Annotated in this window: 28 protein-coding genes; 13 read left to right on the top strand and 15 right to left on the bottom strand. The window is 68.4% G+C overall.

Going from position 1 to position 25,521, the window contains the following annotated elements:
• Window positions 1–9 precede the first annotated feature (9 nt).
• The 8 genes from JWP28_RS02870 to JWP28_RS02905 all read right to left on the bottom strand — a co-directional run bounded on the left by JWP28_RS02870 (window position 10) and on the right by JWP28_RS02905 (window position 8,869).
• Window positions 10–1,062 (bottom strand): hypothetical protein, encoded by a 1,053-nt coding sequence (locus JWP28_RS02870; protein WP_299539775.1) that lies wholly within the window; start codon window positions 1,060–1,062, stop codon window positions 10–12.
• Window positions 1,059–1,799 (bottom strand): hypothetical protein, encoded by a 741-nt coding sequence (locus tag JWP28_RS02875; RefSeq protein ID WP_299539776.1) that lies wholly within the window; start codon window positions 1,797–1,799, stop codon window positions 1,059–1,061. The genes JWP28_RS02870 and JWP28_RS02875 overlap by 4 nt, the downstream gene beginning before the upstream one ends.
• 82 nt (window positions 1,800–1,881) lie before the next feature.
• Window positions 1,882–2,937, bottom strand: a complete 1,056-nt coding sequence (locus JWP28_RS02880) for an AraC family transcriptional regulator (RefSeq protein WP_299539777.1) — start codon at window positions 2,935–2,937, stop codon at window positions 1,882–1,884.
• A gap of 112 nt (window positions 2,938–3,049) precedes the next feature.
• Complete coding sequence (locus JWP28_RS02885; protein ID WP_299539778.1) at window positions 3,050–3,982, bottom strand: hypothetical protein; 933 nt, start codon at window positions 3,980–3,982, stop codon at window positions 3,050–3,052.
• Window positions 3,979–4,854, bottom strand: coding sequence for an ABC transporter ATP-binding protein (locus JWP28_RS02890; RefSeq protein ID WP_299539779.1), 876 nt, complete (start codon window positions 4,852–4,854; stop codon window positions 3,979–3,981). Before JWP28_RS02890 ends, JWP28_RS02885 begins: the two co-directional genes overlap by 4 nt.
• Before the next feature lie 4 nt (window positions 4,855–4,858).
• Complete coding sequence (locus JWP28_RS02895; RefSeq protein WP_299539780.1) at window positions 4,859–5,239, bottom strand: GntR family transcriptional regulator; 381 nt, start codon at window positions 5,237–5,239, stop codon at window positions 4,859–4,861.
• A 302-nt stretch (window positions 5,240–5,541) separates the two neighbouring features.
• Entirely contained in the window at window positions 5,542–6,393 is an 852-nt protein-coding gene (locus JWP28_RS02900) for a PEPxxWA-CTERM sorting domain-containing protein (protein WP_299539781.1), read from the bottom strand.
• 151 nt (window positions 6,394–6,544) lie between these two features.
• Window positions 6,545–8,869 (bottom strand): PAS domain-containing sensor histidine kinase, encoded by a 2,325-nt coding sequence (locus JWP28_RS02905; RefSeq protein ID WP_299539782.1) that lies wholly within the window; start codon window positions 8,867–8,869, stop codon window positions 6,545–6,547.
• Between the two features lie 132 nt (window positions 8,870–9,001).
• Between JWP28_RS02905 and JWP28_RS02910 the strand changes: the two genes are divergently transcribed.
• The 3 genes from JWP28_RS02910 (at window position 9,002) to JWP28_RS02920 (ending at window position 11,147) form a co-directional block, all read left to right on the top strand.
• Window positions 9,002–9,535 carry a hypothetical protein gene (locus tag JWP28_RS02910; RefSeq protein WP_299539783.1) on the top strand — a complete coding sequence of 178 codons (534 nt, stop codon included), beginning with the start codon at window positions 9,002–9,004 and terminating at the stop codon, window positions 9,533–9,535.
• Window positions 9,528–9,938, top strand: coding sequence for a metallopeptidase family protein (locus JWP28_RS02915; RefSeq protein ID WP_299539784.1), 411 nt, complete (start codon window positions 9,528–9,530; stop codon window positions 9,936–9,938). The genes JWP28_RS02910 and JWP28_RS02915 overlap by 8 nt, the downstream gene beginning before the upstream one ends.
• An 81-nt stretch (window positions 9,939–10,019) precedes the next feature.
• Window positions 10,020–11,147 carry a ferritin-like domain-containing protein gene (locus JWP28_RS02920; protein WP_299539785.1) on the top strand — a complete coding sequence of 376 codons (1,128 nt, stop codon included), beginning with the start codon at window positions 10,020–10,022 and terminating at the stop codon, window positions 11,145–11,147.
• 169 nt (window positions 11,148–11,316) lie between these two features.
• On the opposite strand, the gene JWP28_RS02925 is transcribed toward JWP28_RS02920, so the two are convergent.
• Window positions 11,317–12,063 carry an SDR family oxidoreductase gene (locus JWP28_RS02925; RefSeq protein ID WP_299539787.1) on the bottom strand — a complete coding sequence of 249 codons (747 nt, stop codon included), beginning with the start codon at window positions 12,061–12,063 and terminating at the stop codon, window positions 11,317–11,319.
• A 64-nt stretch (window positions 12,064–12,127) separates the two neighbouring features.
• Window positions 12,128–12,901 (bottom strand): alpha/beta hydrolase, encoded by a 774-nt coding sequence (locus tag JWP28_RS02930; protein WP_299539788.1) that lies wholly within the window; start codon window positions 12,899–12,901, stop codon window positions 12,128–12,130.
• A gap of 217 nt (window positions 12,902–13,118) precedes the next feature.
• Here JWP28_RS02930 and JWP28_RS02935 point away from each other — a divergent pair, with 217 nt between their 5' ends.
• Entirely contained in the window at window positions 13,119–13,520 is a 402-nt protein-coding gene (locus JWP28_RS02935) for a nuclear transport factor 2 family protein (protein WP_299539792.1), read from the top strand.
• A 27-nt stretch (window positions 13,521–13,547) separates the two neighbouring features.
• Here JWP28_RS02935 and JWP28_RS02940 read toward each other — a convergent pair whose 3' ends face one another.
• The gene (locus tag JWP28_RS02940) at window positions 13,548–14,042 is read right to left on the bottom strand and encodes a DUF3237 domain-containing protein (RefSeq protein WP_299539794.1); all 495 of its coding nucleotides are present in this window, start codon (window positions 14,040–14,042) and stop codon (window positions 13,548–13,550) included.
• A gap of 158 nt (window positions 14,043–14,200) precedes the next feature.
• On the opposite strand from JWP28_RS02940, the gene JWP28_RS02945 reads away from it, so the two are divergent.
• The 4 genes from JWP28_RS02945 (at window position 14,201) to JWP28_RS02960 (ending at window position 17,456) form a co-directional block, all read left to right on the top strand.
• Window positions 14,201–15,121 (top strand): AraC family transcriptional regulator, encoded by a 921-nt coding sequence (locus JWP28_RS02945; RefSeq protein ID WP_299539796.1) that lies wholly within the window; start codon window positions 14,201–14,203, stop codon window positions 15,119–15,121.
• 124 nt (window positions 15,122–15,245) lie between these two features.
• A complete protein-coding gene (locus tag JWP28_RS02950; protein WP_299539798.1) occupies window positions 15,246–16,370 on the top strand; it encodes a ferritin-like domain-containing protein in 1,125 nt (374 codons plus the stop codon).
• 121 nt (window positions 16,371–16,491) lie between these two features.
• On the top strand, window positions 16,492–17,025 hold the full coding sequence (locus JWP28_RS02955; RefSeq protein ID WP_299539800.1) for a lipocalin family protein: 534 nt from the start codon (window positions 16,492–16,494) through the stop codon (window positions 17,023–17,025).
• 56 nt (window positions 17,026–17,081) lie between these two features.
• Entirely contained in the window at window positions 17,082–17,456 is a 375-nt protein-coding gene (locus JWP28_RS02960; RefSeq protein WP_299539803.1) for a hypothetical protein, read from the top strand.
• A 322-nt stretch (window positions 17,457–17,778) separates the two neighbouring features.
• Here the strand turns inward: JWP28_RS02960 and JWP28_RS02965 are convergent, their stop codons facing one another.
• Window positions 17,779–17,943 (bottom strand): hypothetical protein, encoded by a 165-nt coding sequence (locus tag JWP28_RS02965; protein WP_299539805.1) that lies wholly within the window; start codon window positions 17,941–17,943, stop codon window positions 17,779–17,781.
• On the opposite strand from JWP28_RS02965, the gene JWP28_RS02970 reads away from it, so the two are divergent.
• Complete coding sequence (locus JWP28_RS02970) at window positions 17,942–18,697, top strand: DUF3800 domain-containing protein (protein WP_299539807.1); 756 nt, start codon at window positions 17,942–17,944, stop codon at window positions 18,695–18,697. The genes JWP28_RS02965 and JWP28_RS02970 overlap by 2 nt on opposite strands.
• 155 nt (window positions 18,698–18,852) lie before the next feature.
• Here JWP28_RS02970 and JWP28_RS02975 read toward each other — a convergent pair whose 3' ends face one another.
• Window positions 18,853–19,806, bottom strand: coding sequence for an IS1595 family transposase (locus JWP28_RS02975; protein ID WP_299539809.1), 954 nt, complete (start codon window positions 19,804–19,806; stop codon window positions 18,853–18,855).
• A gap of 135 nt (window positions 19,807–19,941) precedes the next feature.
• Here JWP28_RS02975 and mmcB point away from each other — a divergent pair, with 135 nt between their 5' ends.
• On the top strand, window positions 19,942–20,373 hold the full coding sequence (gene mmcB / locus JWP28_RS02980; RefSeq protein WP_299539821.1) for a DNA repair putative endonuclease MmcB: 432 nt from the start codon (window positions 19,942–19,944) through the stop codon (window positions 20,371–20,373).
• A gap of 215 nt (window positions 20,374–20,588) precedes the next feature.
• Here the strand turns inward: mmcB and JWP28_RS02985 are convergent, their stop codons facing one another.
• Together JWP28_RS02985 and JWP28_RS02990 are read right to left on the bottom strand one after the other, a co-directional pair.
• Window positions 20,589–21,146: an ActR/PrrA/RegA family redox response regulator transcription factor gene (locus JWP28_RS02985; protein ID WP_299539811.1), complete on the bottom strand. Its 558-nt coding sequence runs from the start codon at window positions 21,144–21,146 to the stop codon at window positions 20,589–20,591.
• An 84-nt stretch (window positions 21,147–21,230) separates the two neighbouring features.
• Window positions 21,231–22,583, bottom strand: a complete 1,353-nt coding sequence (locus JWP28_RS02990) for an ActS/PrrB/RegB family redox-sensitive histidine kinase (RefSeq protein WP_299539814.1) — start codon at window positions 22,581–22,583, stop codon at window positions 21,231–21,233.
• Window positions 22,584–22,724: 141 nt separating this feature from the next.
• Between JWP28_RS02990 and JWP28_RS02995 the strand changes: the two genes are divergently transcribed.
• From JWP28_RS02995 to JWP28_RS03005, 3 genes are all read left to right on the top strand, one after another.
• Window positions 22,725–23,336 (top strand): SCO family protein, encoded by a 612-nt coding sequence (locus JWP28_RS02995; protein WP_299539816.1) that lies wholly within the window; start codon window positions 22,725–22,727, stop codon window positions 23,334–23,336.
• A 69-nt stretch (window positions 23,337–23,405) separates the two neighbouring features.
• The gene (gene phaZ / locus JWP28_RS03000) at window positions 23,406–24,704 is read left to right on the top strand and encodes a polyhydroxyalkanoate depolymerase (RefSeq protein ID WP_299539819.1); all 1,299 of its coding nucleotides are present in this window, start codon (window positions 23,406–23,408) and stop codon (window positions 24,702–24,704) included.
• A gap of 70 nt (window positions 24,705–24,774) precedes the next feature.
• The coding region (locus tag JWP28_RS03005; protein ID WP_366143781.1) for a SprT family zinc-dependent metalloprotease at window positions 24,775–25,521 on the top strand (747 nt) is incomplete at its 3' end.

The following is a 25,521-nucleotide window of genomic DNA, read 5'->3' on the forward strand; positions in this document are numbered from 1 at the left end:
TCCCCCGGATCACCGGCCCGTGGTGGGGGGCGCTGCGGGATCGGGGTTGCGTTCCTGGGCGCGGGCGCCGGAGAGCGCGTTGGGGAGCGAATAGTTGCCCTCGTGGCAGGCGTACTCGTAGATCGGGCCCTTGGCGGGCCGCATCGGCATCTCGGCGCGCCAGGGCTGCTTGAAGTAGGCCGGATCGTCGACCGAGAATTGGTAGAGGATCTGGTCCTTGGCGGTGCGGGTGAACCGCTCGGTGAGCTTGCCCTGCGGCGAATAGGTGAAGCCGCCGCCCAGGCTGCCGACCCCGAAATCCTTCGGGAAGTTGGTGGTCTCGACCACCAGGGTGTCGCCGTCCCACCAGCCGACCGAGTCGCCCATCCAGGGCCGCACGGAGGCGGGCAGATGGCGGCGGTCGCCCATCCGGATGATCCGCACGTCGTGGTTCATCTCGGTGTGGATGGCCACGTAGCCCGGCGTTTCCACGATCTGGTAGTTGGCGTTGAACCCGGTGTTCATCATCGGCGGCCCCTCCGGCGAGCCGATGGCCTGCAGGCAACGCTCCTCGGTCGGCCGCCCCTCGGGGCCATCGAAGTCCTCCTTGACGGCGGCGGCGCGGGCCTTCTTGCCGACGTCGGTGAAGGGGACCCTGCCGTCGGCCGGATCGACGATCCAGGACGAGCGCATCTGACCGTTGATGCGCGCCAGGTGCATGTCCATCTCGAGGTAGTCGGACTGCGGCGCCTCCTTGACGACCGGCGGGGCGGGCAGCTTCGGATCGACGAACGGCGCGAGCAGGTCGCCCACCATCTTCTTGAAGAGGCCCTCCATCATGGCGGCCTCGGCGTCCGTCGCCGCCAGGGCCTTGAAGACCGGCGGTCGCTGGAGGAACGTCAGGGACGTGTTCGTCCACAGGCCCTGCAGGTCCGGGGCTCCGAAGCTGGTGCGCGGCGCGCGGTAGGGGCCGGCGTGGGCGCCGCTCGCGGCAAGGACGGCCCCCGCCGTGATGATCACCGACAGCAGGCCGGCGAGCCAGACCGCCAGGCGCGGCCAGGTTTCTGGAGTCTGGGTTTTCATGTCAGGGCCTCGTGGGCTGTGAGGGCGCTCGCTGCCGGGCTGCGCCGACCCGTGAACCGGACGCGGACCAGCCAGAAGACCATCAGGGCGAGGACGGCGAGCGCCGGCAGGAAGAGATAGGGCGAGCCGCGCAGGGCGTCCGGCTGGGCTCGCGGTTGGCCGGCGAAGGAGCCCCAGGCGATGAACAGCGCCAGGCACATGCGCCACAGATGCCGCGCGATGCGCGGGGCGCCGGTCAGGCCACCGCGCCGGATCATGCGGAAGTCCGAAGCGGCGGCGATCGCGGCGACGATGGCGAAGACGTAGCCCAGCTGGGAGGGCTCGTCGTCGAGAATGCCGCCGGGCATCCGGCCGCCGATCACGGCGAGCGCGAGGAAGGCGGCGGCCATGCCCAGCGCGGCCAGGCAGGCGCCGGCCTCGAAGCCTCCGACACGCCCCGGCGGGCGCCGCACCACCGCCCAGGCGGTGGCGGTCAAATAGAAGGTGAGCAGCCCCATGACGGCCGAGATCCTGTCCGGGAAAAGCGGCGCCACGATCGCGGCGATCCCGGACATGGTCAGCATGGAGACGAAGAACACATTGCCGGCCACCCGATGCAGGCGCTCGCCCTTGGGGGCGAACAGCGCGACGGCGCCGGAGGCCATGCCAAGGCTGGCGCCGCCGATGTGCAGCGCCAGCGCCGTCCCCGCCGCGGCGCGGATCAGGAGCGGGGCGTCCGGGCTGATGTGAACGATCATGTGAGCCAGCCTCCTTGGCCGTCTCGACAGGCTATCTGCGGCGGCGGCTCAGGCCATGACGCCGGGCATCAAAAACCTGACCTCAGGTTTCACGGCCGGCGCCGGCGGCGCGCATCGCGCGCGGGCTCGATCCGGTCCAGCGCTTGAAGGCGCGCGAGAAGGCGGCGGGCTCGGAGAACCCCACCAGATAGGCCGTCTCGTTCACCGAGACCTTCCGGGCGCCCAGGTAGTCGGCGGCCATCCGGTGGCGCAGCTCGTTCAGCACCCGCTCGAAGGTCACGCCTTCGGTCTTCAGCTTGCGGAACAGGGTCTGGCGGCTGACGCCCAGCTTGGCGGCGACCACGTCCATGCTCGCATTGCCGGTGTGCAGGATGGGCATCAGCAGGCTCTCGACGCGGCCCCTGACGGACTTGGAGCCTTCCAGGCTCTTCAAGAGCTCGTCCGCATGCTCGGTCAGGACGCCGAAGGCGTAGCGCGGCAGCCGCGCGACCCTGTGGCTCGCCCAGGTCTGGTCGATCAGGAAGCCGTTCCGGTCGCTGCCGAAGACGACCGGAGCACGGAATATCCGCTCGTATTCTGTGATGTGCGGCGGCGCGGCGTGGGTGACATGGACCGCCTTCACGAACGGCGTCTCGTCGAACCGGCGCGGCCCGCAGACCAGCTGGGCGAAGGCGGATTCGGTGAGCTCGGGGAAGTCGCCGGGGTTCTTGCGGTTGTCGAGCATCCAGAGCCCGCCCCGGTCGACCACGATCCTGAAGCGGTCGCCGGCGCCTTCGTTGTCGGTCTCGACGATCAGGCGCACGTAGCGGTTCAGCTGGGCGAAGGCCTCCGTCATCGTCTCGGAGGCCTGGCCGATGAGCCCGATGATCGAGACCTCGGCGATGTCGACCGCCTCGCCGTAATGGAGCGCCAGCGCGCTGTCGCCGGTCAGCGCCTTGGCCGCCTGCATCAGCGCCACATACTTGCGGAAGGGGATGCGGGCGTCCTGGTCCTGCAGAGTGGCCGGCTGAATCCCCGACCGGTCGAACAGCGCCGCCCGGCTCGCCCCCTTCGAGGCGGCGAACTCGAGCAATCCCCGCGCGTATCCTGCCCCGACCGTGGGCTCAGCCATGGCGACGACGTCCTCCAACGGTTCCATTCCGCCCGCCGCCATTGATGCCACAGAATCTCCCGTCGGACGCGGGGCGGCGGCGGTTGGCCACGGGGTCAGGACAGCGACGGTCATGGGGGCTCCTCCGGATGAGGCGGGTTCAGATCGGGTCGTTGCGGCGGCGCAACCAGACGCAGGCGGCGAGGCAGGCGGCGGCGATGACCAGGCCGGCCCACAGCCCAGGCAGACTGAGGAACCGCAGCGGCTCGAGCTGCGACGGATGGGAGATCACGACCTTGGCCTGGCCGCCGACGGTGAAGGCTTCGCCGAGGCCGCCCACGAGCCGATACTGCAGCGCCGACCAGAGTTTGTGCGTGTGGAAGGCCAGGAACTCGAACAGGCAGAGCGCGAGCGGGGGTAGGAAGGCCCACAGGAAGGGCGTGCGCCGAGCCCAGGCGGAGACCAGCAGCAGCCAGCCGCAGAGCGGCGCGGACCACAGGGTGAGCGCGACCAGGCCGTAGAGCTCCATCACCCACTGCGCCGCCAGGTCGGGACCGCCCGGGGCGGTCGCCGGCACGCCGTTCGACAAGAGGATGACGACGCTCGCCAGCAGGATGACGAGCTGCGTTGCGGTGGCGATCACGAACGCCACCGCAGGCACGACCGCGAGCGGTACGAAGGCCTTGGAGAGCACGGTGGTGGCGTCCGACACCGGCAGCGACTTCCAGAACAGGATGCTGCGGTCACGGCGCTCGGCGTGCAGGGCGTTGAGCGAATAGAAGATGGCGACGATGACCATGGTCATGATGATCGCGCCGGCGGCGAAGTCGTAAGGCTCGGCGATCACCGCCGCCTGCCTGGCCAGCGGCAGCTTGAGGGTCGCAAGCCTGCGCTGCGGCATGCCGATCGTGCTGAACAGGAAGCCCACCAGCACGACCCCGGCGACGGCCAGCGGCGCGAGGTAGACCGAGCGGTTCTCCCACAGCTCGCGGCGCACCGACCAGTAGAAGGGCCGGGTCGCCGACAGGGCGGCGGCCGCGGCGGCGTCGGGTGCGAAGGGCGTCTCGGACATGGCGTTCGATGGGTTGCTCATGCGGCCACCCCCTGCGCCTTGGCGTGCGGGGCGCCCATCAGGGCGACGAACAGGTCCGCGAGGCCGGGCGTGCGCACCTCGCCGAGCGCGGCCAGGCTGTCGCGGCCGACCCGGTCGAAGATGAGGATGCTGCGGCCGAACAGCCCGCGCTCGTGGATGGGATTGAGCGCCCGCGCCGCGGCGAGATTCTCAGGCCCCACGATCACTTCCAGATAGCGGGACTGGAGGTCCTCCATACTGCTGTCGAGCACGACGCGGCCACGGTCGAGGAACACCACGTCGGTGAGGATGTGCTCGATCTCGTCCACCTGATGGGTCGACACGACGATGGTTCGGTCGCCGTCGAAGTAGTCGTTCAGCAGGGAATCGTAGAACTGCTTGCGATAGAGCAGGTCCAGGCCCAGCGTCGGCTCGTCCAGCACCAGCAGCCTTGCGTCGATCGCCATGATCAGGGCGAGATGCAGTTGGGCGACCATGCCCTTCGACAATTCGCGGACCTTGCTGGCGTGCTTGATCGTCGTCCTGGCCAGGAAGCCTTCCGCCTTGGCGCGATCGAAGCGCGGATGCACGCCGGCGACGTAGTCGAGCGCCTGGCGGACACGCATCCAGCGCGGCAGCACGGCCACGTCGGCGATGAAGCAGACGTCGCGCATGAGTTGGTCCCGCTCGGCCCAGGGATCGCGCCCCAGGACCTTGAGTTCGCCCTCGACCTTGGTGAGGCCGAGGATCGCGTTCAGGGCCGTGCTCTTGCCGGCCCCGTTCGGCCCGATGAGGCCGAGGATGCGGCCCTCTTCGACCCGCAGGTCGACGCCATCCAGCGCGACCGTCGCGCCGTAGGCCTTCCGCAGCCGATGGGCTTCTATGCACGACATGCGTTCAACTCCCCCCACGGGTCTTCGACGGGCGACCGTTGGGTCGCATCAGGTCCTCGGGCGTCAGGCCGAGCCGCTGGATGGTCGCATGGATTTCCGGCCATTGTTCGCTGAGGAACTTCTGGCGCTCGCCCCGCAGCAGCAGGTCCCGCGCTCCCTCGTTGATGAACATGCCGCGGCCCCGCTTCTTCTCGACAAGCTGTTCGCCCTCGAGCTGTTGGTAGGCCTTGAGGACCGTCAGCGGATTGACCCGCGACTCCGTCGCGACCGTGCGGACCGACGGCAGCGGATCGCCTTCCGCGAGCAGGCCGTCGAGGATCATGGCGACGACCCGGTCCCGAATCTGTCGGTAGATCGGCTGACTGTCGTTCCACTCTGGGTCCATGTTCCGTCCCGAAACGCACGCCCTATCGGCATGGCCGCCTCGACCGCATCGCCCGGCGCCAGCGTCTTCGTCCTATCGCCGCATTGGTGTTATACCTAACTATAACACCAGATCAAGTGCAAGCGTTTTTGGGATCGTCCGGCGGGACGCGCGGCCGCCCTCCTAGGCCTATTCAGTGAATGCAGCTCAGCTTAGGCCGCCGGAGGTTGTCCGCTCGGCGGTGATGAGCGCGGGGGCCGGAATGGTCCGGGTCGGTCAGCACCGGCTGAGCCAGGGCGCTGCCGCGGGGTGACGGAATGGGATCAGGCGAGCGCGCCGGACGGGCTGCGCCGGCGTCGGCGCAGGGCCGCCCCGGTTGCGGCGAAGCCGGCCAGCAGCATCGTCCAGGTCGCCGGCTCCGGTATGCCGCCACCGCCGCCATCACCGCCTGGCAGGCTGCCGCCGCCCGAGGGTGAGAAGCGCGTGTCCGACAGCGCCACCGTGAAGTCGAACACCATTGGCGTGGTGAAGCTGTAGACCGGGACCGCGCGGTCCGGCGTTAGGTTGGTCAGCGTGACCGGGCTCGCGGTGGAGGCGGTGATCTGCAGGTAGAGCGGGACCGACGGCAGGGTGATCAGGCCGGAGGTGGCGTACTGGTCGAGGTCGAACTCAATGGTCGCCGTGCTCGACCCTGGCGTGGCGTAGATGCTGAAGGCGTCGAAGTTGCCGCCGCCGCCGAGCAGGCTGGGTCCGACGCCGTACGGGGCGGCCAGGATGTCGACGTTGCCGTAGCCCTCGAAGTGCTCGTAGGAGCCGCCCGGGGCGACCCCTTGCGTGGTGGTCTGCGGATAGATCAGCGGATCTTGCAGATAGCTCCAGGGCGAGCCGCCGATCGCGAAGTTGAACGTGCCCAGGGCTGAGCCGTCGGCGGCGGTGGCGGTGATGCAGCTGGAGCACCCGCCCCTGAACACCACGCCGTAGTAGTTGAACGAGAAGCCGTTGAAGAGCTGGTCGTTGAGCGAGAACGTGCTGCCCGCCGAGGCCGTGCCGGTGAAATAGGTGGTGGCCTCCGCCAGGCCCGGGAGGCCGAGCGCGATGGCTGCGGCCGCGGCCGCCAGGCGCGCGCGCCCACGGGAGATGTTGGACCGGCTCGCGGAGATTGCGACTGAGTTCATGACAGGGACCCCCTTCAGGTTACATGGAGGGCCCTCGATCGGTCGCCCTCGCCGGCAAGGTGCCGGTCCCGGGCGCCGGGAGTCCTAAAGCCGAGCTCAAGGAATCCTTAAGGTTTGGAAAAGGTTTGCCCGCCCCCAGCGCCGGCGGGGGCTAAACCCGCAGCCCCAGCTCGGGCTGGGCCGCGGCGGCCTGGGCCTCTTCGGGCAGGTGGCAGGTGAAGGTGGCGCCGGCGCCGGGCTCGCTCTCCAGCGCCACCCAGCCGCCGTGCAGTTCGGTCAGCGCCTTGACCAGCGCCAGGCCCAGGCCCGGCCCGCCGCGCTCGCGGCCGATGAAGCGGTCGAAGATGTGCGCCTGGACATGGAAGGGGATGCCGCGGCCGGTGTCGGAGACCTGCAGCTGGATCTCGCCCAGCGCCTTCCTGGCCGCGATGGTCACGGTTCCGTCAGCCGGCGTCTGGCCGATCGCGTTCTCCACCAGGTGCTCGATGATCTGGCCCAGACGCCGGGCGTCGCCGCGGATCAAGCCCAGGTCTTCCGGGTATTCGACCACGATCTTGACGCTCGCGGCCTCGGCCTCGGGCGCCCAGCGCTCAGCCTGGGCGTTCAGCAGATCGGCGACGCGGACGTCCTCCAGGTCGAGCGCCATCTCCTCGGCGTCGATCTGGGCCATGTCGAGGACGTCGTCGATGGACCGCGCCAGCTGGGTCGCCGCCGACTTCACCGCCGCGGCGTAGCCCCGCCCGCGGTCGGACAGGCCCTCGCCGGACCGCTCCAGCAGCTCGGAATAGCCGATGATGGTGGTGAGTGGGGTGCGCAGCTCATAGGAGACGTTGCCCACGAAGTCGCGCTTCAGCCGCTCGGCGTCGGCCAGCGCCTGTTCCTTGGCGGCGAGCGCGCCCTCCAGCTTGCGGGCGTCGGTGACGTCGGTGAAGGCGATCAGGGTCGCCCCGTCGGGCAGGGGTCGCGACTGGTAGACCACGATCCGGCTGTCGGAGGTCTTCACCTCGCCGGTGGTGGGCGCGCGGGCCTGCGGATCGGGGTCGGCGACGCGGCCCTTCAGCTCGCGCCAGAAGCCCATGTCGTGGAGCTTTGGGATGCAGAGGTCGACGACGCCCTCGAAGTCGCCGGCGGCCTCGATCTGCGCGGGCGTGACGTTCCAGAATCTGGCGAAGGCTTCGTTATGCAGCCGAAGCCGCCCGTCGGAGCCGAACACCACGACCGCATCCGACAGCTTGTCGAGCGTCGCCTGCTGCACCTGGATCAGGGCGTTGTACTGGGTCTTCAGCTTCAGCTCGTCGGTGATGTCGCTGAACAGCAGCAGCAGGCCGCCCATCGGGTGCGGCTGGCGCACCACCTTCAGCGTCCGGCCGTCGGGCACGCTCCACATGTCGTCGGGGCCGGCCGCCAGCTGTTCGTAGCGGTCGAGTTCGCCGGCCTTCCACTTGGCGTAGTCGGCGGTCTCCGGCAGGCGGCGGCGCTGGCGCAGGCGGTCCAGCAGCTCGGAATGGCTGGGCTGCTCGGCGAGCCAAGCGGGCTCCAGGCCCCAGAGCTCGGCGAAGGCGGTGTTATGGAAGATCAGCTTCTTGGTCTGGCTGAAGACGGCGACGGCGTCGGCGATGTGGTTCAGCGTTTCGTCGTGCGCCTCGACGTTGCGTTTCAGGAGGTCGCGCAGCTCCTCCTGCTCGCTGACGTCTTCCGTCCAGACGCCGACGCCGCCGCCCTCCAGCGGCTGGGCGGTGATGTGGAAGGCCCGCCGCTTGCCGGCGACAGTCGCCCAGCGGACCTGGTCGCGTCGCTGGCCGAGGTTGGCGGCCTCGGCGGCGAGCGCGTCCGCGGTCCGGTCGAAGGCGGCGCCCCGCGCCGCGGCCTCGTCGAGGCTGACGGCGTCAACGGCCTTCAGCCAGGCGGCGTTGACCCATACCGGCGAGCCGTCGGCCGAGGCGATCCAGGCGGGCGTCGCGCGCGCGTTCAGGAGGGCCGCAAAGCGCGGCGCGGTGGGCAGCCCCGGGTCCTCGCCGACCGCCGCCGACAGCCGAAGCCAGGCGAGCGCGCCGGCCGCCCGGCCCTCCACGGCCACCAGCCCGCCGTCGCCCTGGACCTCGAACGCGCAGGCTTCTCCCCGCTCAAAAAGCGCGCGCAGGCGCCGCGCATGGTCGGGATCGGCGCGCATCAGGGCGTTGACGATGGCCTGCGGGTCGGCGTCGGCGAGCCCCAGGGCCTCGGCGCAGACCGCCAGCGACTCCTCGCCGGACGCCAGCAGGGCGCGGCCATCCTCCACCGCCAGCAGGGCTGAATCAAAGGCCTCGGCCGAGGCCTGGGCGGCTTCCGCGCGGCCTTCGACGGCGGCCAGGCGGGCGGCGATCGCCTCGACTCGCGCCTGCGCCTGCCGCCGTTGGGCCAGCGCCCAGAGCACGGCGCAGATCGCCAGGGAAACCGCGCCCGCCGCCGCTGCCAGGATCAGTTGGGGGGCGCTCATCCTCGTCCTGGGCCACGCTCCGGCGAATCACCTGTCTGGCAGACTAGGCCCGGCGGGACCTCGCCGCATCCGCGCCGCGTTTTCGATGCTAGGCTAAGTTGGCGCATGATCGCAGCCCAAGTCCCGGAAAGCATGACCGCGATCCTTTATCCCGTGGCGGCCAATGCGGAGCAGGCGCTCGCCGCCCCGCTCGGCCGCGCGGCCCGCGAGCGCGAGGCGCTGGCGGCGGCGGGCGAGGCTGTGGTCTTCACCACCGATCCCACCGGCCCGGCCTTCGCGACCCGTGAGGCGGCGGTGGACGCCTATGGCGGCCTGCTCGACGAGCCGTGGCGCCGGCTGGCCGAGCAGATCCTGCCCGGTCAGCGGTCGGCCCATGTCGACCCGACGTTCGAGGACGGACGGCGCTGGCCCGCGCCGACGGCCGCCCCGCCGCGCACGGCCTGGCGGCTGATGGTGTCCTATTGGCGGATCGGAACGGCGGAGCGGCCCATCGAGGCGCCGCAGGCCCGCAAGGTCCGCCGGGCCGGACAGCCGCTCGATCCGGAGACCCTGCGCGCCATCGCCCGCCAGCCGCTTCGCCCCATCGAGCCGCAGCAGCCGCTGGACATCGGCCTCTTTGAGGTGCGCCCGCCGGACGCGCCGCACATCGTCATGCCCGATGAGTGAGGTTCTGAAGGTCGGCAAGGCGCCGTCGCTGGACGACCTGGCGGCGCTCGCCGAGGCCGCGTTCCAGGCGCTGCCGGAAAGCTTCCGCAAGCTCACCGGCGACGTGATCTTCCGGGTCGACGACTTCCCCTCCGACGAGGTGCTCGACGAGCTGGGGATCGAGGACTCCTTCGGCCTGACCGGCCTCTACCAGGGCGTCGACATCGGCCGGCGGTCCGGCTTCGGCCCGGCGCCGCAACCCTCGATGATCTTCCTCTACCGCCGCCCGATCCTCGACGAATGGGCTGAACGCGGCGAGGTGACGCTCGAGGAGCTGGTGAGCCACGTCCTGGTCCACGAGATCGGCCACCACTTCGGCCTCTCCGACGCCGACATCGACGCCATCGAGGCGAGCGCGGGCTAAGGTGACGCCCCCGTCATCTTTGTTGACTGATCACTGTTTAGATGGTTGGGTTTCGCCACCATTGCAGGCAGGAGCGAACCCATGGCCGCCGACGGCAACATCACCAAGGACCTGATCTACGACGCCGTGGCGCCGGACGACTTCGAGTCCATGCTGGAGCTGGACCGCTACGGGGCGCGCTCGACGGCCTTCGACAAGATCATCTCGGCCACCCACGACCATTTCTGGGATCCGCTCGATCCCAAGTACATCGACTTCTCCGAGCCCTTCGACATGGAAAACACCATGATCCTGCCGGAGAAGATGATCGGGGCGCTGCATACCGACTATGTGAACGGCATCCTCACCGATCCGAAGGACCGCATCCGCTTCGCCAACGCCCAGACGCTGCGCACCTTCTCCTCGATCCTGCACGGCGAGCAGGGCGCGCTGAACCTGTCGGCCAGCCTCTGCCATGTGCTGAAGGACCAGGGCGCGCAGGAATACGCCGCCAACCAGACCCGCGAAGAGGCCCGCCACGTCACCGCCTTCGCCAAGTACATCAAGGCCCGCTGGGGCCGGCCGGTGGAATGCGGCCCGATCCTGAAGGACCTGCTGGTCGAGATCATCCACGCGCCGGAGGTCTACAAGAAGATCATCGGCATGCAGATGCTGGTGGAGGGCCTGGCCATGGGCGCCTTCGCCACCGTCTTCAACGAGACCAACGACCCGCTGGCCAAGAAGCTGACGCAGCTGGTCATGACCGACGAGGCCTTCCACCACAAGTTCGGGAAGATCTGGGCCGACCGCACCATCCCGCACCTGACGGAGGCCGAGCACGAGATCATCGAGATGTGGGCGGCGCACTGCTTCCAGACGCTGCTGTTCAACCTGGTGGCGCCGACCCAGAACGTCGGCCTCTACGAGGAGTTCGGCCTCGACCCCGACAAGGTGATCGCCGAGATGGCGGAGATCGTGAACGACGAGACCCGCCGCGAGGACATGAAAGAGCAGACCAACATCTTCCGCGTGCTGGTGAAGACCCTGGTCAACGCCGGCATCATCACCGAGCGCACCAAGGCCTTCTACGCCACCTACGTCGACATCGACGAGCTGAAGAGCGAAGGCGACAAGATGGTCGGCGACGACATCGCCGAAGAAGGCATCAAGTACCTCCAGGCGATCAACTTCGCCGAAAAGGCCCGCGCGGTCCTGATCGCCGCGGAGTAGGGGCCAGCTAGTGTGCTGGATTTGAAGTTCGCCTCATTCCCGCGCCACGCGCCGAGCGAACTTCAAATCCAAGAAGCACACTAGAAAACCTACACTTGCTAGTGTCCTCATCGATTCCGAAGTTCGCCAAAGTCACCCGCAAGCGCTTGCGAACTTCGGAATCGGGACACTAGAGCTTCGAGCCGCCGTCGACCCGGACGGTGTCACCATTGACCCAGCGGGCGGCGTCGGAGGCGAGGAAGGCCACGACACCGGCGATGTCTTCCGGCTGGGCCACCCGCTTCAGGGCCTGCAGCGACAGCGTGTAGTCGCGGCCTGCGTCGGTCCTCGCGAAGCCCGACATTTCGGTGTCGACGACACCCGGCGCGACGGCGTTGACGCGAATGCCGCGCTCGCCGAGCGCGGCGGCGAAGTGCTTCACCAGGGTGTCGATCGCGCCCTTGGTCGCGGCGTAGGCCGCCAAGGTTCCGACCGAGGCATGCGCGGCCAGGGAGGAAGACAGCACGACACTGCTGCCGTCGTCGAGGATCGGGAGCAGTTGCTGGACGAGGAAGAACGGCGCGCGGACGTTGACGGCGAAGAGGTTGTCGAAGGCCTCCACCGTGGTGTCCTCCAGGGTCGCGGTGTTGGCGACCCCGGCGTTGGCCACGAGGATGTCGAGGCGCTCGCCCACAAGGCCGCGGACAGCCTGGGCGAGTTTGTGCGCGCCATCCGGCGCCGACAGATCGGCCGCGACGGCGTCCGCCGCTCCGCCCGAAGCCCGGATTTCCGCGACCAGGGCCTCGGCCTCCTGCACGCCGCGGCTGTAGTGCACGATCACCCGCGCGCCGGCCTTGGCGAGAGCGAGCGCGGTGGCGCGGCCGATGCCCCGCGAGGCGCCGGTGACGAGGGCGGTCTTGCCGGAGAGATCGGTCATGGCGCAGGTCCTTCGTGTGCGGCGGCGCGCCCCTCCAGGCGGTCAGGCTCCGCCGAGCGGGTGTCTATTTGTTGGCGCTGTCCGCCGCCTCGATGATCAAATTCGCGACTTCGACGGGATGGGACAGCATCGCCACGTGGCTGCTCGGCAGGAGGATGGTCTTGGCCTTCATCCGCTTGGCGAACATGGCCTCGAGGCCCGGGTCGATCATGCGGTCCTGGCCGGCGACCACGTACCAGGTCGGCTTGGCCTTCCAGGCCACGACCGTGACCGGCTCTCCGAACGCGCTTCCTTTCACCGGTCCCTGGGTCGCCGCGAGCAGGGCCGCCTCGGCCTTGGGCAGGTCCTGGGCAAAGTTGACGACGAAGCTTTCGGCGGGGATCGACAGCCAGCCGGCTGCGTCGGGGACCACGGTCGGCGCCCCAGGGCTGGCGGGATAGCCGGCACCGGCCTGGAGGAGCGACTGGCCGGTGTCGGGGGCCCAGCCCGCGACATAGACTAGGCCCGCCACCTTCGCATCGCCGCCGGCCTGGGTGATCACCTCGCCGCCCCAGGAATGGCCGACCAGGATCACCGGGCCGCCCTGCTGGGCGATCGCCCGCCCGGTCGCGGCGGCGTCCTCGGCCAGCGAGCTCAACGGAAGCTGGACCGCCACCACCTTGAGTCCCTTGGCCTTGAGGAGCGGAATGACCTTGCTCCAGCTCGAACCGTCGGCCCAGGCCCCGTGGACCAGCACAATCGCCGGACGCTCCGCGGCCCGTGCGGCCGCGGGCATGATGGCTGCGGCAAGCACCGCCAGGCTGGCGGCGAGCGGCGCGAGATGCAGCGTCTGGGTCATGGGGCCCTCGTTCTGTTGCGGAGCCTGCAACTTGAGCCCGGGCCTGCCTCCCAGCTTGGCGCTCCTCGTGGTCCGTTGAACGATTTGCTCACGTTCGCCAGCGCCCTCGGGTAGCCGAGGCTCCAGATTCCGGCGAAATCCTCCAAGCCGCATTGCGGCCAAGCGGCGACACTGCGCCGGTGACGGCCGTGATGTGATGCGGCCCCGGAGAGCTTCCATGACCCGACCCGTCGAAGAGCAGAACAAGGCCCTGGTGCTTGAGGCCTTCGAGACCCTGTTCAACAGGAAGGACCTGGCCGCCGCCGAGCGGTTCTGGTCACCGGACTACATCCAGCACAGCGCCCACATCCCCCCCGGGCGCGAGGGCCTGTTCAACCTGGTGAAGAACTCGCCCCCCACGATGAAATACGAGAACAGCAAGATCCTGGCGGAGGGGAACCTCTTGATGCTGCACGGCCGCTTCTCAGGGCACGGCGCGCCCAAGGCCTGGGTGGTGGTCGACATCGTCCGGGTTGAGGGGGGTCGCCTGGCCGAGCATTGGGACGTGATCGAGGACGAGGTCACCCGCGAGGACTCCGTCAGCGGCCTGCCGATGTTCGGCGACAGCTTCCCGGCGTAGCGGCAGTCGACCCGGATGCGGGCGCGATCATAGAACTTCGAAGACGCTGTAGACCGGACCGTCCGCCAGCCGATGGCCGATGCCGACCGCAAGGACACGGTTCAGCCAGTCGTAGGCCGGCGCGGCGGTCTCGAACATCGGGTTGATCCGGAAGTAGTAGCTGGCCGGGTCCACGACCTCTCCCTTCTCGATTCCGGCGATGACGTCGGCCGGTCCGTGCCGGAGACCCCGGTAGTTGACGCCGATGAGGGCGTCGTCGGAGGTCTTCAGCATCAACCGCACGTCGAGCGTGGTGGCGCCGTCGGGACGTACGGTCTGCCAGTCGGCCCCGCCGTCGAGCACGCTGCCGGACAACCGCTCGCCCTCGAAGGCGCCGCCGGTGACAACCCCGACCCGGCGCAGGCCATTGGGTGTCTGGCCGATGACCCGCGGCCCCACGACCTCCAGCCGCATCACGAACAGCGGCCGCGTGCGGACCGTCCTGAGAGTCTCGGGGAGATTCACGCTCAGCGGCGACGCCATTCTGGAGGCCTTTGCGGGGGAGGGACCGGACGGAGCCGACCTGTGGAATGCGCCCAATACGCCTCAGAGGACCGCGGCGTCCTGTTCATCCTTGCGATCGGTTGCAGGACTTGGGCGCCGGGTTGAATATGACCCTGGATGTATCCGGGAGCCGTCCCATGGCGCCTTTGCAATCCGGACCCGATAACCGCGCCCGCGGCGACTGGCGCACGGCCTTCCTCGCTGACAATCCCGGCGGCGCCATCACCAGCGTCCGGCAGAAGACCTGGAGCGGCCTGTCCGCCGTAGTCAAGGAAATGGCCTTCACCGGCGCCTTCGAAGTCGACCGCGCCGCCGCCTATTGCCGGCTGATGGTGATCCTCGAGGAGGTGGGCGGTCGGATCCATGCGCGTACGGGCCGCAAGACCGCCGCGGCCCGCCCCGACGCCCCGCATCGCGTCTATTTCGTGCCCGCCGAGGCGCCGTTCTGGACCTATGCGGAAAAGCTCCGCTACGTCCGCTACGTCAGCCTCCAATTCAGCGAGACCGACCTGGCGGCGCTGGTCGGCGATCGGTTCAAGGCCGATCTGCCGCAATCGCCGCGGCTGGCGTTCTTCGAGCCGCGCCTCCTCGCCCTGGCCCGCCTGTTCGAGGCCGAGTGTCGCCTGGACGGGCCGAGCGATCCGTTGCTGGGAGACAGCCTCTCGATCAGCCTGCTGTCCTTGCTCAAGGGCATGGATACTCGGGACCCGCCGGCGCACCATCGCGGCGGCCTGAGCGCGCGGCAGATCAAGGCGGTGACGGACTATCTGGAAAGCCACGTGTCGGAGAAGGTGGATCCTCTTGAGCTCGCGCGCCTGACCGGCCTGTCGGTGTCGCACTTTCATCGCGCGTTCAAGGAGTCCACGGGGATGCCACCGCACACGTGGCTGACCGATCTTCGCATCCGCCGGGCGCGGGAGCTCGTGCTGGCGGCGGACCGGCCCTTGGCGGACATTGCCCTCGAAACCGGCTTTTCGGATCAGCCGCATTTCACGCGCGTGTTTTCGAAGCTGGTCGGCGCAAGTCCGGGGGCCTGGCGGCGCGCGATGCTGAGCTGATCGGCCCTCCGCCGCGCGACGCGGTCTCCGCTTTTCTTTGACCCCGCTGGCGTCCGGCGCGAAGCTCACCACATTCTTGCGTCAGCAGGCTCGCGTCAGACGGGCCAATTCCGGGAGCGATCAGATGGCCGACGGCAACATCACCAAGGACGCCATGTACGGCGCGGTGGCGCCCGACGACTTCGAGTCGATGCTGACGCTGGACCGCTACGCCGAGCGCTCGACGGCCTTCGACAAGATCATCTCGGCGACCCACGACCACTTCTGGGACCCGCTCGATAAGAAATACATCGACTTCGACGAGCCCTTCGACCTCGAGAACGAGGCGATGACGCCGGAGGAGCAGAACCCGATCCTGCGCCTGCCCTACGTCGCCGAGACCCTGACCGATCCGAAGCAGAAGATCGCCTTCATCAACTACATGCAGCTGCGCGGCTTCTCCTCGATCCTGCACGGCGAGCAGGGCGCGCTGAATCTGTCGGCCAGCCTTTGCCACGTGCTCTACGACCAGGGCGCCCAGGAGTACGCCGCCAACCAGACCCGCGAGGAGGCGCGCCACGTCACCGCCTTCGCCAAGTACATCAAGGCCCGCTGGGGCCGGCCCACCGAGTGCGGCGCGGCGCTGAAGGCGCTGCTGGTGGAGATCATCGAGGCGCCGGAGGTCTACAAGAAGATCGTCGGCATGCAGATGCTGGTCGAAGGCCTGGCCATGGGCGCCTTCGCCAACGGCTACCGGCACAACCGCGATCCGGTGGCCAAGCGGCTGTTCCAGCTGGTGATGACCGACGCGGCCATCCACCACAAGTGCGGGACGATCTGGGCCGACCGGACGATCCCGAAGCTGACCGAGGCCGAGCGCAACCTGGTGGAGGACTGGACCGCCCACTGCGCCCAGTCCCTGCTGTTCGACCGCGGCGACCCGCGCCAGTCGGCGGAGATCTACGGCCGGTTCGACCTCGACCCCGAGCGGGTGATCGCCGACATCGTCCAGCGCCGCAAGGAGCGCGACCCGACGCGCAAGTTCAAGGGCGAGACCAATGTCTTCCGCGTGCTCATCAAGACCCTGCTGAACGCCGGCCTGATCACGCCCCGGACCCGCAGCTTCTATGCGGCCTATGTCGATATGGACGAGTTGGCGGCCGAGGGCGAGCGGATGGTCGGCGACGACATCGCCGAGGACGGCATCCGTTACCTGCAGGCGATCAACTTCAAGGACCGCGCCCGGCCCGTCTCCATCGCGGCGGAGTGACGGGCTCCTCGAAAAAGGACGCGCGCCTCGAAAGGGCCAAGGTTATGTTGCGTCCTTATGCAGCGCCCGCGAACCTTCGCGGGCGTTTCAATTGTCACAGCTCCTAGTTATCTAGCCGCCCATGCTGAAGCGCCTGACCGTGATCCTGGCCACCGCGGCCGCCCTTGCCGCCGCGCAGGCCGCGGTCGCCGACGCCATGCCGCAGCCGGCGCCGCACATCGAGCTTACCAAGATCGTGGGCCGTTGGTACGAGGTCGCCCGCCTGCCCAACATGACCCAGCGCGGCTGCCAGGCCGGCACCTCCGACTGGACCCGCAACGGCGAAGGCTTCTCCGTGGTCCAGGCCTGCCACAAGGGCGCGCCCGACGGGCCGCTGTCGGAGTGGAAGGCCAAGGCGCGGGTGGCCGACCCGGTCTCCAACGCCAAGTTCAGGATGAGCTTCTTCGGCGGCCTGATCTCCCAGGAGTACTGGGTGCTCGACCAGCGTTCCGACCAGGGGTGGCTGATCCTCGCGACCCACGACGGTAAGTACCTGTGGCTGATGTCGCAGAAGCCCACCCTGCCGACCGCCTTCCGCAGCGAGGCGCTCGCCCGCATCAAGCAGCTCGGTTTCGACACCGGCCGCCTGGAATTCCCGCTTCCCGCCCGCGGCTGAGGGCTTGGCGTATATATCGAACGCAAATGCAGAGGGATCGCTGATATGATCCCGGCATGGAACCGTTCGATACCTACGTCAGAGAATGGCCGGTGATCTCGCACGCGCCCCTCAGCGCTGCGACCATCATCCTCGCATCAATCGCTGGCGGGTGGGGCTTGGCCCAACTTCACTTTCGAGGCCGTCTGGAGACGCTGAAAGAGCGTGTGCAGCTTCGCGATGACCAACTCGCTGCATTAGGGGACAAGCTGGAGAATGCCCCGAACGCCGAGGCCGCACTTGTCGCGGCCAAGGCTGAACTGGTGAAGCAAAGCCGGCTGACCGACAAAGGCAAGAGGGGCGGCTACGACGACCAGCTCGCCCAGCGACTGATCGAGAACAGCTTGGATTGGGACGCGCCGCGCCCGAATCGGCCACGGAACGAACGCTAGCGGCCTACGGCTTGGAGTTTCACGTACGCCTGTGTGGCGGCGTCAATCAGCTTCATCGAGGGTTGCTCCTCGCACACCTTACGAACCTCACCGATTAGCCCGTCTGCGTCCGTTGATCGGCCAACTGTGCGCCCCTGTGGGTTGGCTCGGTTCAACCCGCTCCAGTAGCCCATAATCCAGACCTCACCCTCCTGCACTCTGGCCGGAGTGGAGAGCCACGAGCCGCAGCTATAAATGCCTGCGCCCACTCGGTAGGTCAGCCCATCATCTGGCGGCGCTGCGGCAACTACCGCCGCCGCCGCCATAATCGCTCCAACCGCGCTCACTGAGGATCGCCGCCCTTCGGCTTCTCTCGATGCTGCGGCGGTGTCTGGGCGATCTTCTTCACCGCCGCTTTGAAGGCCGCTTCGTCTTCGTCGCATTCCAGCTCGCGGGCTAGGTCGCGGAATTTGTCGGCTTGGCTGGACTCGTGATCAGACTGGGCCATGCACATTCTTTTCCTTGATGAGTCGGGCACTGCGCCCAGACCCCAAGACCAACACCCGTCCTATTTCGTTGTCGGCGGGGTAATCATACCAGAAACCTCTTGGCACCGCATGCGCGACGGCCTGATGGGGATCAAGATCCGACGAAAGATCAGGGGCGAAATCAAGTGGCGCTACTTTGCGCCAAACAACGATGACTCGCGCAACCCCATGCGGGGGATGCCGCAGGGTGAGCGGGATGCCATCCGCGAGGAGGTCTACAAGCTCCTTGGCTCTGAGACTGCCGTGCGAACGCTGGCCTGCGTCGCGTCCCGCGTTGGCGCATATAAAATGGCCTCGGTGAACACCCAGGACGAACTATACCACGGCACTTTCAAGCCGATCACGGAGCGGTTCCAGTATCATCTCCAAGACATCTCGAAGATCACCGGTATCAAACAGTACGGGATTGTTGTGGGCGATCATCGTGGCGCCGGGGATGACAAAAGGCTGAGAGGTCACCATGAGAAGCTGCTGCACTCGGCTTCCGGCTTTACCTCCAAGTATGAAAACCTCGTGGAGGGCCTATTTATCCATCCGTCGAACCTAAGCGTCGGGATTCAGCTTGCCGACATGGTGGCGGGTGCCGTCTGGAGAAAATTTGAGCGCAAGGACGACAGATACTTCAAGATGCTGGAACCGAGCCTTCGCAAGAGTCCAGCCGGAGTCATCGACGGTTTCGGCGTCGTTAAGTATCCGTTAAACGGGTTTGTTTGACTTGAAATGAGGACGCCGGGTGAGACCTTAGTCTCAACGTGCTATGTGACGCACTCCCGGCAAGCATTTGTGCGTCTGTTCTCGGATTCAGTCAAGCCATTTCTTTGCGGTGGGGCTTCGTCTTCCAGCGCGACCTAATGCGCTTAGAGCGCCCCTTAGGCGTGGGGCCGCTCGTCAACTGGCCGGTACGTGAGACGGCGCCCGACCACCCCTTGCAGCGCCCGCGTGGCGCGAGCGGTATCATCCACGCCCAGGGCGATGCGGTAGCTGTAGCGGAAGTCGAACTCAGCCGCGTAGCGGTGAAGGTGCTTCTTGGCGCAGTGCTGGTACACGCCCTTCATGCCGCGCTTGAACACGCTGTAGAAGCCCTCGACGGTTTGGGTGTGGACGGTGCGGTCCTGCTTGGAGACGTACTCGCCCCGGCTGTGGGTGACTTGGCCGTGGTCGGCGAAGGCATAGCCCAGCATGCCGTACAGCGGATGCTCATCGGTCATGAGCCGGGCTTCCATGCTGATGTTGTCCTCTAGGATCGTGCCGATGGTGGCGGCGTCCATGCGGTCGATCACGATGGAGCGGGCGCGGCCAGTGTCGCGGTCGATCATGGTGACGAGGCAGTTCTTGTTACCGCTACGGCGCGCCTTGCCTTCCTTCGGCTCGTTGTCGGGGTTGTTGCCGAGGTAGGTTTCATCGACCTCAACCGCGCCGCCTTCGCCGCCGAAGGGCGCCAGCTCACCGGTACGCATGGCCTCACGGATGCGATGCGCGAGGAACCAGGCGCTCTTGTAGGTGATCTCAAGCGTGCGGTGGAGTTGGTGCGCGGAGACGCCCTTCTTGGACGAAACCATGAGGTAGATCGCTTGCAGCCACTTGGTCATGGGGAGCTTCGATTCCTCGAAGACCGTACCCATGCGGACGGTGAATTGCTTGCGGCACTGGCCGCAGTATTTCAGTCCGATGCGGATGCGCTTCTCGGGGTTCGGCGTGATCGCGCTGATGCGTTCGAAGCCGCCGCAGTGATGGCAGATGGGGCCGTTGGGCCACAGTTCGGCCTCTACGAACGCGAAAGCGGCGGCTTCGTCGTGGAACTGGGGCTGGCTGAGTACGGACATTGGGTCGAATCCTTCAATGGATTCAACTTAGCACGCCGATATGCATTTGCAAGATATATATACGCCGAGGGCTTGCGTCCGGAACGAAGGCGGAACAATCTGCCGCCCGTGGACGCCACCGTCACCTTCGTCACCATCTCGCGCCCGGAGACCACCGCCGCCGTCACCCGCGGCGCCGCGCGGCTGCTGACCGCGCTGGGCTATGCGCCGCTGGCCGAAGTGACCCTGCCCAACGGTAGGCGCGCCGACCTGATGGCGCTGGGGCGGCGGGGCGAGATCTTCATCGTCGAGGTGAAGTCCAGCCTCGAGGACTTCCGCACAGACCAGAAGTGGCATGAGTACCAGCCCTACTGCGACGCCTTCGCCTTCGCGGTCGGCCCGGAGTTCCCGCGCGAGATCCTGCCGCAAGAGCCAGGCCTGATCGTCGCCGACGGGTTCGGCGGCGCGGTGCTGCGCGAGGCGCCGGTGGCCCCTTTGGCCGGCGCGCGGCGCAAGGCGCTGACGCTGGCGTTCGGCCGGCTGGCGGCCCTGCGCGCGGCGGGGGTTCAGGCGCTGGCGCTGGAATAGGCTTGGGCAACGCCCTCCTGCAGGCCCTGCACCTGTTCAAGGCGCTCGATCCGCGGGGCGCCGAGAGAGGGAGAGGCAGGGAGAGGGCGGCGGGGCGTTTCCGTCTGGCGCGCGGCAGGACCAAGCGCCTTCGACGAACCGCCGGCGCATCACGCTCTCACGTGCCGCCCCCTCCCTACCTTCTCCCTCTTGGCTTCGCCGGGGGAGAGGCGTCCCTAACGCGGAGCCCGCTTGGCCAGGATCCGCTGCAGGGTGCGCCGGTGCATGTTGAGGCGGCGCGCGGTCTCCGAGACGTTGTGGTTGCAGAGCTCGTAGATGCGCTGGATGTGCTCCCAGCGGACCCGGTCGGCGCTCATCGGATTGTCCGGCGGCGCGGGCGAGTTGTCGCCGCGGGCCAAGAGGGCGCGGGCCACGTCGTCGGCGTCGGCGGGCTTGGAGAGGTAGTCCACGGCCCCGGCCTTCACCGCCTGCACGGCGGTGGCGATGTTCCCGTAGCCAGTCAGCATGATGATCTTGGCGTCCGGGCGGGCGTCGCGCACCGCCTCCACCACCTTCAGCCCGGTGCCGTCCTCCAGGCGCATGTCCAGCACCGCGAACGCCGGTGCGTGGGTCCTGACCGCGGCCAGGGCCTCGGAGACGCTGCCCACCAGGGTCGGCTCGAAACCCCGCTGCTCAAGGGCGCGGCCCAGGCGGGTGCGCAGCGGCGCGTCGTCGTCCAGCACCAGCAGCGTCTTGTCGGAAAGGGCGGCGACATCGGCGGAAAGGTCGGTCATGCGGCGATCCCCAACCTGGGGCTCCCTAAACTCTGACGTGTGCGGCATCCTGTCGCAGGACGCGACGGTTCCGCAAGCCGGAACTCACAACACGCCGGCTTCGATTTTCGAGCGCGGCCAACGGGCCGCCACGACGGCGCCGTGCGGTCTGCCGTTCTGAAAGGTCACAACGGCCCCAGTTCGTTCCAACAGCGTCTTGGCGATGAAGAAGCCGAGCCCCATGCCGATGTGGCCGGTGCGCGAGCCTTCGGCGCCCGGGCGGGTGGTCACATAGGGCTCGCCGAGCTTGGCCAGCACCTCGGGCGGAAAGCCCGGGCCGTCGTCGCGCACCTCCATCGAGATGGTGTCGGCGTCGAAGCGGGCGGAGACCAGGATCTCCGAGTCCGCGAAGTCCACGGCGTTCTCCACGAAGGAGGTGAAGGCGTGGGTGATCTCCGGCATGCGGCGGATGTCGGGGGTCTTCATCCCCTTGGCCCCGGTGACGATCGCCTCGACGCGCACGCCCTTCACGCCGGCATGGGGCTCGATCACCTCCTGCACGAGCTGGCGCAGCGAGAGCCGCTCGTGGACCTGGTCGGAGGCGGCGTCGGGGGTCTCGGTGAGCCGGCGCAGGATCTCGCGGCAGCGCTCGGCCTGGGAGACCAGCAGCTCGGCATCCTCCTTGACCGCCGGCGTCGGCGCCTCGCGGGCCAGCTCCTTGGCGACGATCGAGATGGTGGCGAGCGGGGTGCCGAGCTCGTGGGCGGCGGCGGCGGCCAGCGCGCCGAGCGCCGAGAGCCGCTGCTCGCGCGCCAGCACCGCCTGGGTCACGTCGAGCGCCAGCGCCATGCGCGCCGACTCCACGGCGGCCTGACGCACATAGCCGGCGGTGAGCGCGATGCCGGCGATATTGGCCAGCGCCGCGCCGACCCTGAAGCTCTCCGGGATCGCCGCCGCCACGCCGGGAGCGTGTGGCAGGGGCAGGGAGATGAAGGCCAGCAGGGCCGAGATGACGGCGGCCATCGCGCCCAGGGTCAACAGCTGACGAAGCGGCAGGGTGGCGGCGGCGAGCGTCACCGGGGCGATCAGGATCAGGACGAAGGGGTTCGACGTGCCGCCGGTCAGGAAGATCAGCGTCGAGATCAGCAGGAGGTCGATGCTGAGCTGGACCGTCGCCTCGCGGTCGCCGAACACCCGCTGCCCGGGCGAGGCGACGCCGGTCAGCAGGTTCAGCCACGCGCCCGCGCCCACCACCGCAAAGCACAGGGGGTAGGGTATGGCGAACCCCATCCCCATCACCAGCAGCAGCAGCGCGACTTCACCCGCCACCACCAGCCAGCGCAGGGTGACCAGCGTGCGCACCCTTAAGCGTCCGCGGTGCACGGCGCCCTCGGACCAGTCGCCGCCGGGCCCCGGCTCGTCCAGCCCCCGCTCGTAAGGCCGGGCGTCGCCTTGCATGTCGGTGGCCCGGGTCCTATCGAGACGGGGCTGTGTCGCAGCGGCGGCGGGCGTCCTTGATCCGGGCATGGCCGTCACAGGATCGCCTGCCCGACGCGCCCTGACGAGCCCCAAAGCGGCGAAGACGAAAGAGGAATGCCGATGAGCCGGACCGTGTGGGCCCTCCTGGCCATCCTGGCCGTGGCCTTCGCCGCCATCACCGGCCTGGCGGTGCGCCACGGCCTCCTAGGGGCGCCAACCCAGGCCGCGGCTATCGGCGGGCCGTTCCAGCTGGTCGACCAGACGGGCCGCAAGGTCGACGCCGGCGTCCTCAAGCGCAAATGGAGCGCGGTCTTCTTCGGCTTCACCTATTGCCCGGAAGCCTGCCCCACCACGCTGCTGGCGCTCGGCCAGACCGAAAAGCTGCTGGGTCCCAAGGCGGACGACTTCCAGACGGTGTTCATTTCCGTCGATCCGCAGCGGGACACGCCCAAGGTGCTGGCCAACTACCTGTCCAACAGCGCCTTCCCGCGCCGGACGCTCGGCCTCACCGGCACGCCCCAGCAGGTCGCCCAGGCGGCGGGCGCCTACCACGTCTTCTACCAGAAGGCCGGCGACGGGGCGGACTACCAGATCAACCACTCGACCATTACCTATCTGATGAGTCCGACCGGAGACTTCGTCTGCGTCATCCCCTACGGCGACACCCCCCAGGCCATGGCGGCCAAGGTCGCTGCGGCCATGAGCCACGGTCCCCACGCGCAATCCTGTTGAGGGCCGAAAGTTGGGTATGGACCCGATTAACGCTTCGGGTGTTATGTTGCGGCGCACAAAGGATGTGGCATGCTCTATTCCCTCTATGAGGCGGGCTTCTACGCCTCCACGCCGCTTCGCGCCGCAGCGCGGCTGACGCGGGACTTCTGGTCCTCGCCGCTCAATCCGGCGCGGGACAGCGAGCTGGGCCGCCGACTCTACGCCAACGCCGACCTGTTCGCGAACCTCACCCGCCGCTACGGCAAGCCGGCGTGGGGCATCGATACGGTCGAGATCGACGGCCAGGCGGTGCGCGTGCGCCCGACCGAAGTCTGGTCAAGCCCCTGGTGCAAGCTCACCCACTTCGCCCGCGACATGGCCGACATGCGCCGGGCCGGGCGCCGCACCCGCGAGCCGGCGGTGCTGATCGCAGCCCCGCTGTCGGGCCACTACGCGACCCTGCTGCGCGGCACGGTGCAGGCCTTCCTGCAGGACCACGAGGTCTACATCACCGAGTGGTCGAACGCCCGCGACGTGCCGGTGCTCGACGGCCGCTTCGACTTCCACGACTACATCGACCACATCCGCACGATGCTGCAGGTGCTCGGCCCGCGGCCGCACGTGGTGGCGGTCTGCCAGCCCGGGCCGCCGGTGCTGGCCGCCGCGGCGCTGATGGCCGAGGACGGCGACGAAAGCCGGCCGGGCTCGATGACCTTCATGGGCTCGCCGATCGACGCGCGCCTCTCGCCCACGGTCACCAACCGCCTGGCCGAGGAAAAGCCGTTCGCCTGGTTCAAGTCGAACATGATCGACACCGTGCCGCCGCCCTATCCGGGCATGGGCCGGCGCGTCTATCCGGGCTTCGTCCAGCTCGCCAGCTTCATGTCGATGAACATCGAGAAGCACAAGGAAGCGCACCTGCGCTACCTGCAGCAGCTGATGGACGGCGATGGCGACTCCGCCGAACGGCACCTGGAATTCTACGACGAGTACCTGGCCGCCCTCGACCTGACCGAAGAGTTCTATCTGCAGACGGTCGACGTGGTGTTCCAGCGCTACCTGCTGCCCAAGGGCGAGCTGGTCCACCGCGGGCGGCTGGTGCGGCCCGAGCTGATCACCGACATCCGCCTGCTCACCGTCGAGGGCGAGAACGACGACATCTCCGGCATCGGCCAGACCCAGGCCGCCCACGATCTGTGCAGCGGCCTGCCCGCCGAGCTGAAGCAGGACTATGTGCAGCCGCGCGTCGGCCACTACGGCGTCTTCAACGGCGCCCGGTTCCGCAACGAGATCTATCCGCGGATCCGCAACACGATCTGGGACACCGAGCTGGCGCTTTCCCGCACCCCGGCCAACGCCGCCCTCCCCAAACAGACCGAAGCCGCCTAGATTCGGAGGCGATGAGTCTCTTCGGCCGGTCCCCCGATCGATCGCCGGCCGGCTATGCCGGCAAGCGATCGTGATTTTTCCAGGAAAGAATTGGGCTGACGGCGACCGGCTGGAAGTGGCCGGGGCGGCCGTGACCCTGCGGGTGAACCGCCGGGCGCGCCGGGTTTCGCTCAGGCTCGACCGCACCCGCCGCGAGATCGTCGCCACCGCGCCTTCGCCCCGCCGGCTGCCCGAGGCCGCCGCCTTCGCCCGCGAGCGCGCCGGCTGGATCGCCGAACGGATGGCCGAACTGCCGGACGCGACCCCGGTCCATCCCGGCATGACCTTGCAGGTGTTCGGCGAGCCGGTGCGGCTGGAGGCGGGAACCGGCCGCGCCAAATGGATCCCGGCCGCCGGCGGCGAGCCTGCCCGCATCGCCGCCATGGCGGTCGACGGAAATGGAGGCGAGGGTTATGCGCGGGCGGTGATCCTGATCCTGAAGAAGCGGGCGCTGGCGGTGCTTGGCGAGCGCACCGAGGTCTACGCCGCCATGCTGGGCGCCGCCGCGCCCAGGGTCACCGTCGCGGACGCCAAGGGCCGCTGGGGTTCCTGCCGGCCGGGCATACGGGGCGGGGCGGCGTCCATCCGCTATTCCTGGCGCCTGGCGCTGGCCCCGTTCGAGGTGGCCGACTACGTGGCCGCCCACGAGTGCGCCCACCTGCTGGAGCTCAACCACGGCCCGCGCTTCTGGGCCCACGTCCGCGCTCTGGTCGGCGAAGCCAAGCCGCACCGCGCCTGGCTCCGCGCCGAGGGCGCAAGGCTGCACGCCTTCGGGCGG

It is taken from the genome of Phenylobacterium sp. (assembly GCF_028290885.1).
GTDB lineage: Bacteria > Pseudomonadota > Alphaproteobacteria > Caulobacterales > Caulobacteraceae > Phenylobacterium.

Bases quoted from the DNA above. Each gene is read 5' to 3' on its own strand.
- JWP28_RS02950 (WP_299539798.1), top strand. From the start codon at position 15,246: ATGGCCGACGGCAACATCACCAAGGACGCCATGTACGGCGCGGTGGCG.
- JWP28_RS02925 (WP_299539787.1), bottom strand. From the start codon at position 12,063: ATGACCGATCTCTCCGGCAAGACCGCCCTCGTCACCGGCGCCTCGCGG.
- JWP28_RS02910 (WP_299539783.1), top strand. From the start codon at position 9,002: ATGACCGCGATCCTTTATCCCGTGGCGGCCAATGCGGAGCAGGCGCTC.
- JWP28_RS02935 (WP_299539792.1), top strand. From the start codon at position 13,119: ATGACCCGACCCGTCGAAGAGCAGAACAAGGCCCTGGTGCTTGAGGCC.
- JWP28_RS02990 (WP_299539814.1), bottom strand. From the start codon at position 22,583: ATGCAAGGCGACGCCCGGCCTTACGAGCGGGGGCTGGACGAGCCGGGG.
- JWP28_RS02960 (WP_299539803.1), top strand. From the start codon at position 17,082: ATGGAACCGTTCGATACCTACGTCAGAGAATGGCCGGTGATCTCGCAC.
- JWP28_RS02895 (WP_299539780.1), bottom strand. From the start codon at position 5,239: ATGGACCCAGAGTGGAACGACAGTCAGCCGATCTACCGACAGATTCGG.
- JWP28_RS02880 (WP_299539777.1), bottom strand. From the start codon at position 2,937: ATGGAACCGTTGGAGGACGTCGTCGCCATGGCTGAGCCCACGGTCGGG.
- JWP28_RS02875 (WP_299539776.1), bottom strand. From the start codon at position 1,799: ATGATCGTTCACATCAGCCCGGACGCCCCGCTCCTGATCCGCGCCGCG.
- JWP28_RS02915 (WP_299539784.1), top strand. From the start codon at position 9,528: ATGAGTGAGGTTCTGAAGGTCGGCAAGGCGCCGTCGCTGGACGACCTG.
- JWP28_RS02890 (WP_299539779.1), bottom strand. From the start codon at position 4,854: ATGTCGTGCATAGAAGCCCATCGGCTGCGGAAGGCCTACGGCGCGACG.
- JWP28_RS02885 (WP_299539778.1), bottom strand. From the start codon at position 3,982: ATGAGCAACCCATCGAACGCCATGTCCGAGACGCCCTTCGCACCCGAC.
- JWP28_RS02955 (WP_299539800.1), top strand. From the start codon at position 16,492: ATGCTGAAGCGCCTGACCGTGATCCTGGCCACCGCGGCCGCCCTTGCC.
- JWP28_RS02970 (WP_299539807.1), top strand. From the start codon at position 17,942: ATGCACATTCTTTTCCTTGATGAGTCGGGCACTGCGCCCAGACCCCAA.
- JWP28_RS02995 (WP_299539816.1), top strand. From the start codon at position 22,725: ATGAGCCGGACCGTGTGGGCCCTCCTGGCCATCCTGGCCGTGGCCTTC.
- JWP28_RS02920 (WP_299539785.1), top strand. From the start codon at position 10,020: ATGGCCGCCGACGGCAACATCACCAAGGACCTGATCTACGACGCCGTG.
- JWP28_RS02975 (WP_299539809.1), bottom strand. From the start codon at position 19,806: ATGTCCGTACTCAGCCAGCCCCAGTTCCACGACGAAGCCGCCGCTTTC.
- JWP28_RS02965 (WP_299539805.1), bottom strand. From the start codon at position 17,943: ATGGCCCAGTCTGATCACGAGTCCAGCCAAGCCGACAAATTCCGCGAC.
- JWP28_RS02870 (WP_299539775.1), bottom strand. From the start codon at position 1,062: ATGAAAACCCAGACTCCAGAAACCTGGCCGCGCCTGGCGGTCTGGCTC.
- JWP28_RS02985 (WP_299539811.1), bottom strand. From the start codon at position 21,146: ATGACCGACCTTTCCGCCGATGTCGCCGCCCTTTCCGACAAGACGCTG.
- JWP28_RS02900 (WP_299539781.1), bottom strand. From the start codon at position 6,393: ATGAACTCAGTCGCAATCTCCGCGAGCCGGTCCAACATCTCCCGTGGG.
- JWP28_RS02940 (WP_299539794.1), bottom strand. From the start codon at position 14,042: ATGGCGTCGCCGCTGAGCGTGAATCTCCCCGAGACTCTCAGGACGGTC.
- JWP28_RS02930 (WP_299539788.1), bottom strand. From the start codon at position 12,901: ATGACCCAGACGCTGCATCTCGCGCCGCTCGCCGCCAGCCTGGCGGTG.
- JWP28_RS02905 (WP_299539782.1), bottom strand. From the start codon at position 8,869: ATGAGCGCCCCCCAACTGATCCTGGCAGCGGCGGCGGGCGCGGTTTCC.
- JWP28_RS02945 (WP_299539796.1), top strand. From the start codon at position 14,201: ATGGCGCCTTTGCAATCCGGACCCGATAACCGCGCCCGCGGCGACTGG.
- phaZ (WP_299539819.1), top strand. From the start codon at position 23,406: ATGCTCTATTCCCTCTATGAGGCGGGCTTCTACGCCTCCACGCCGCTT.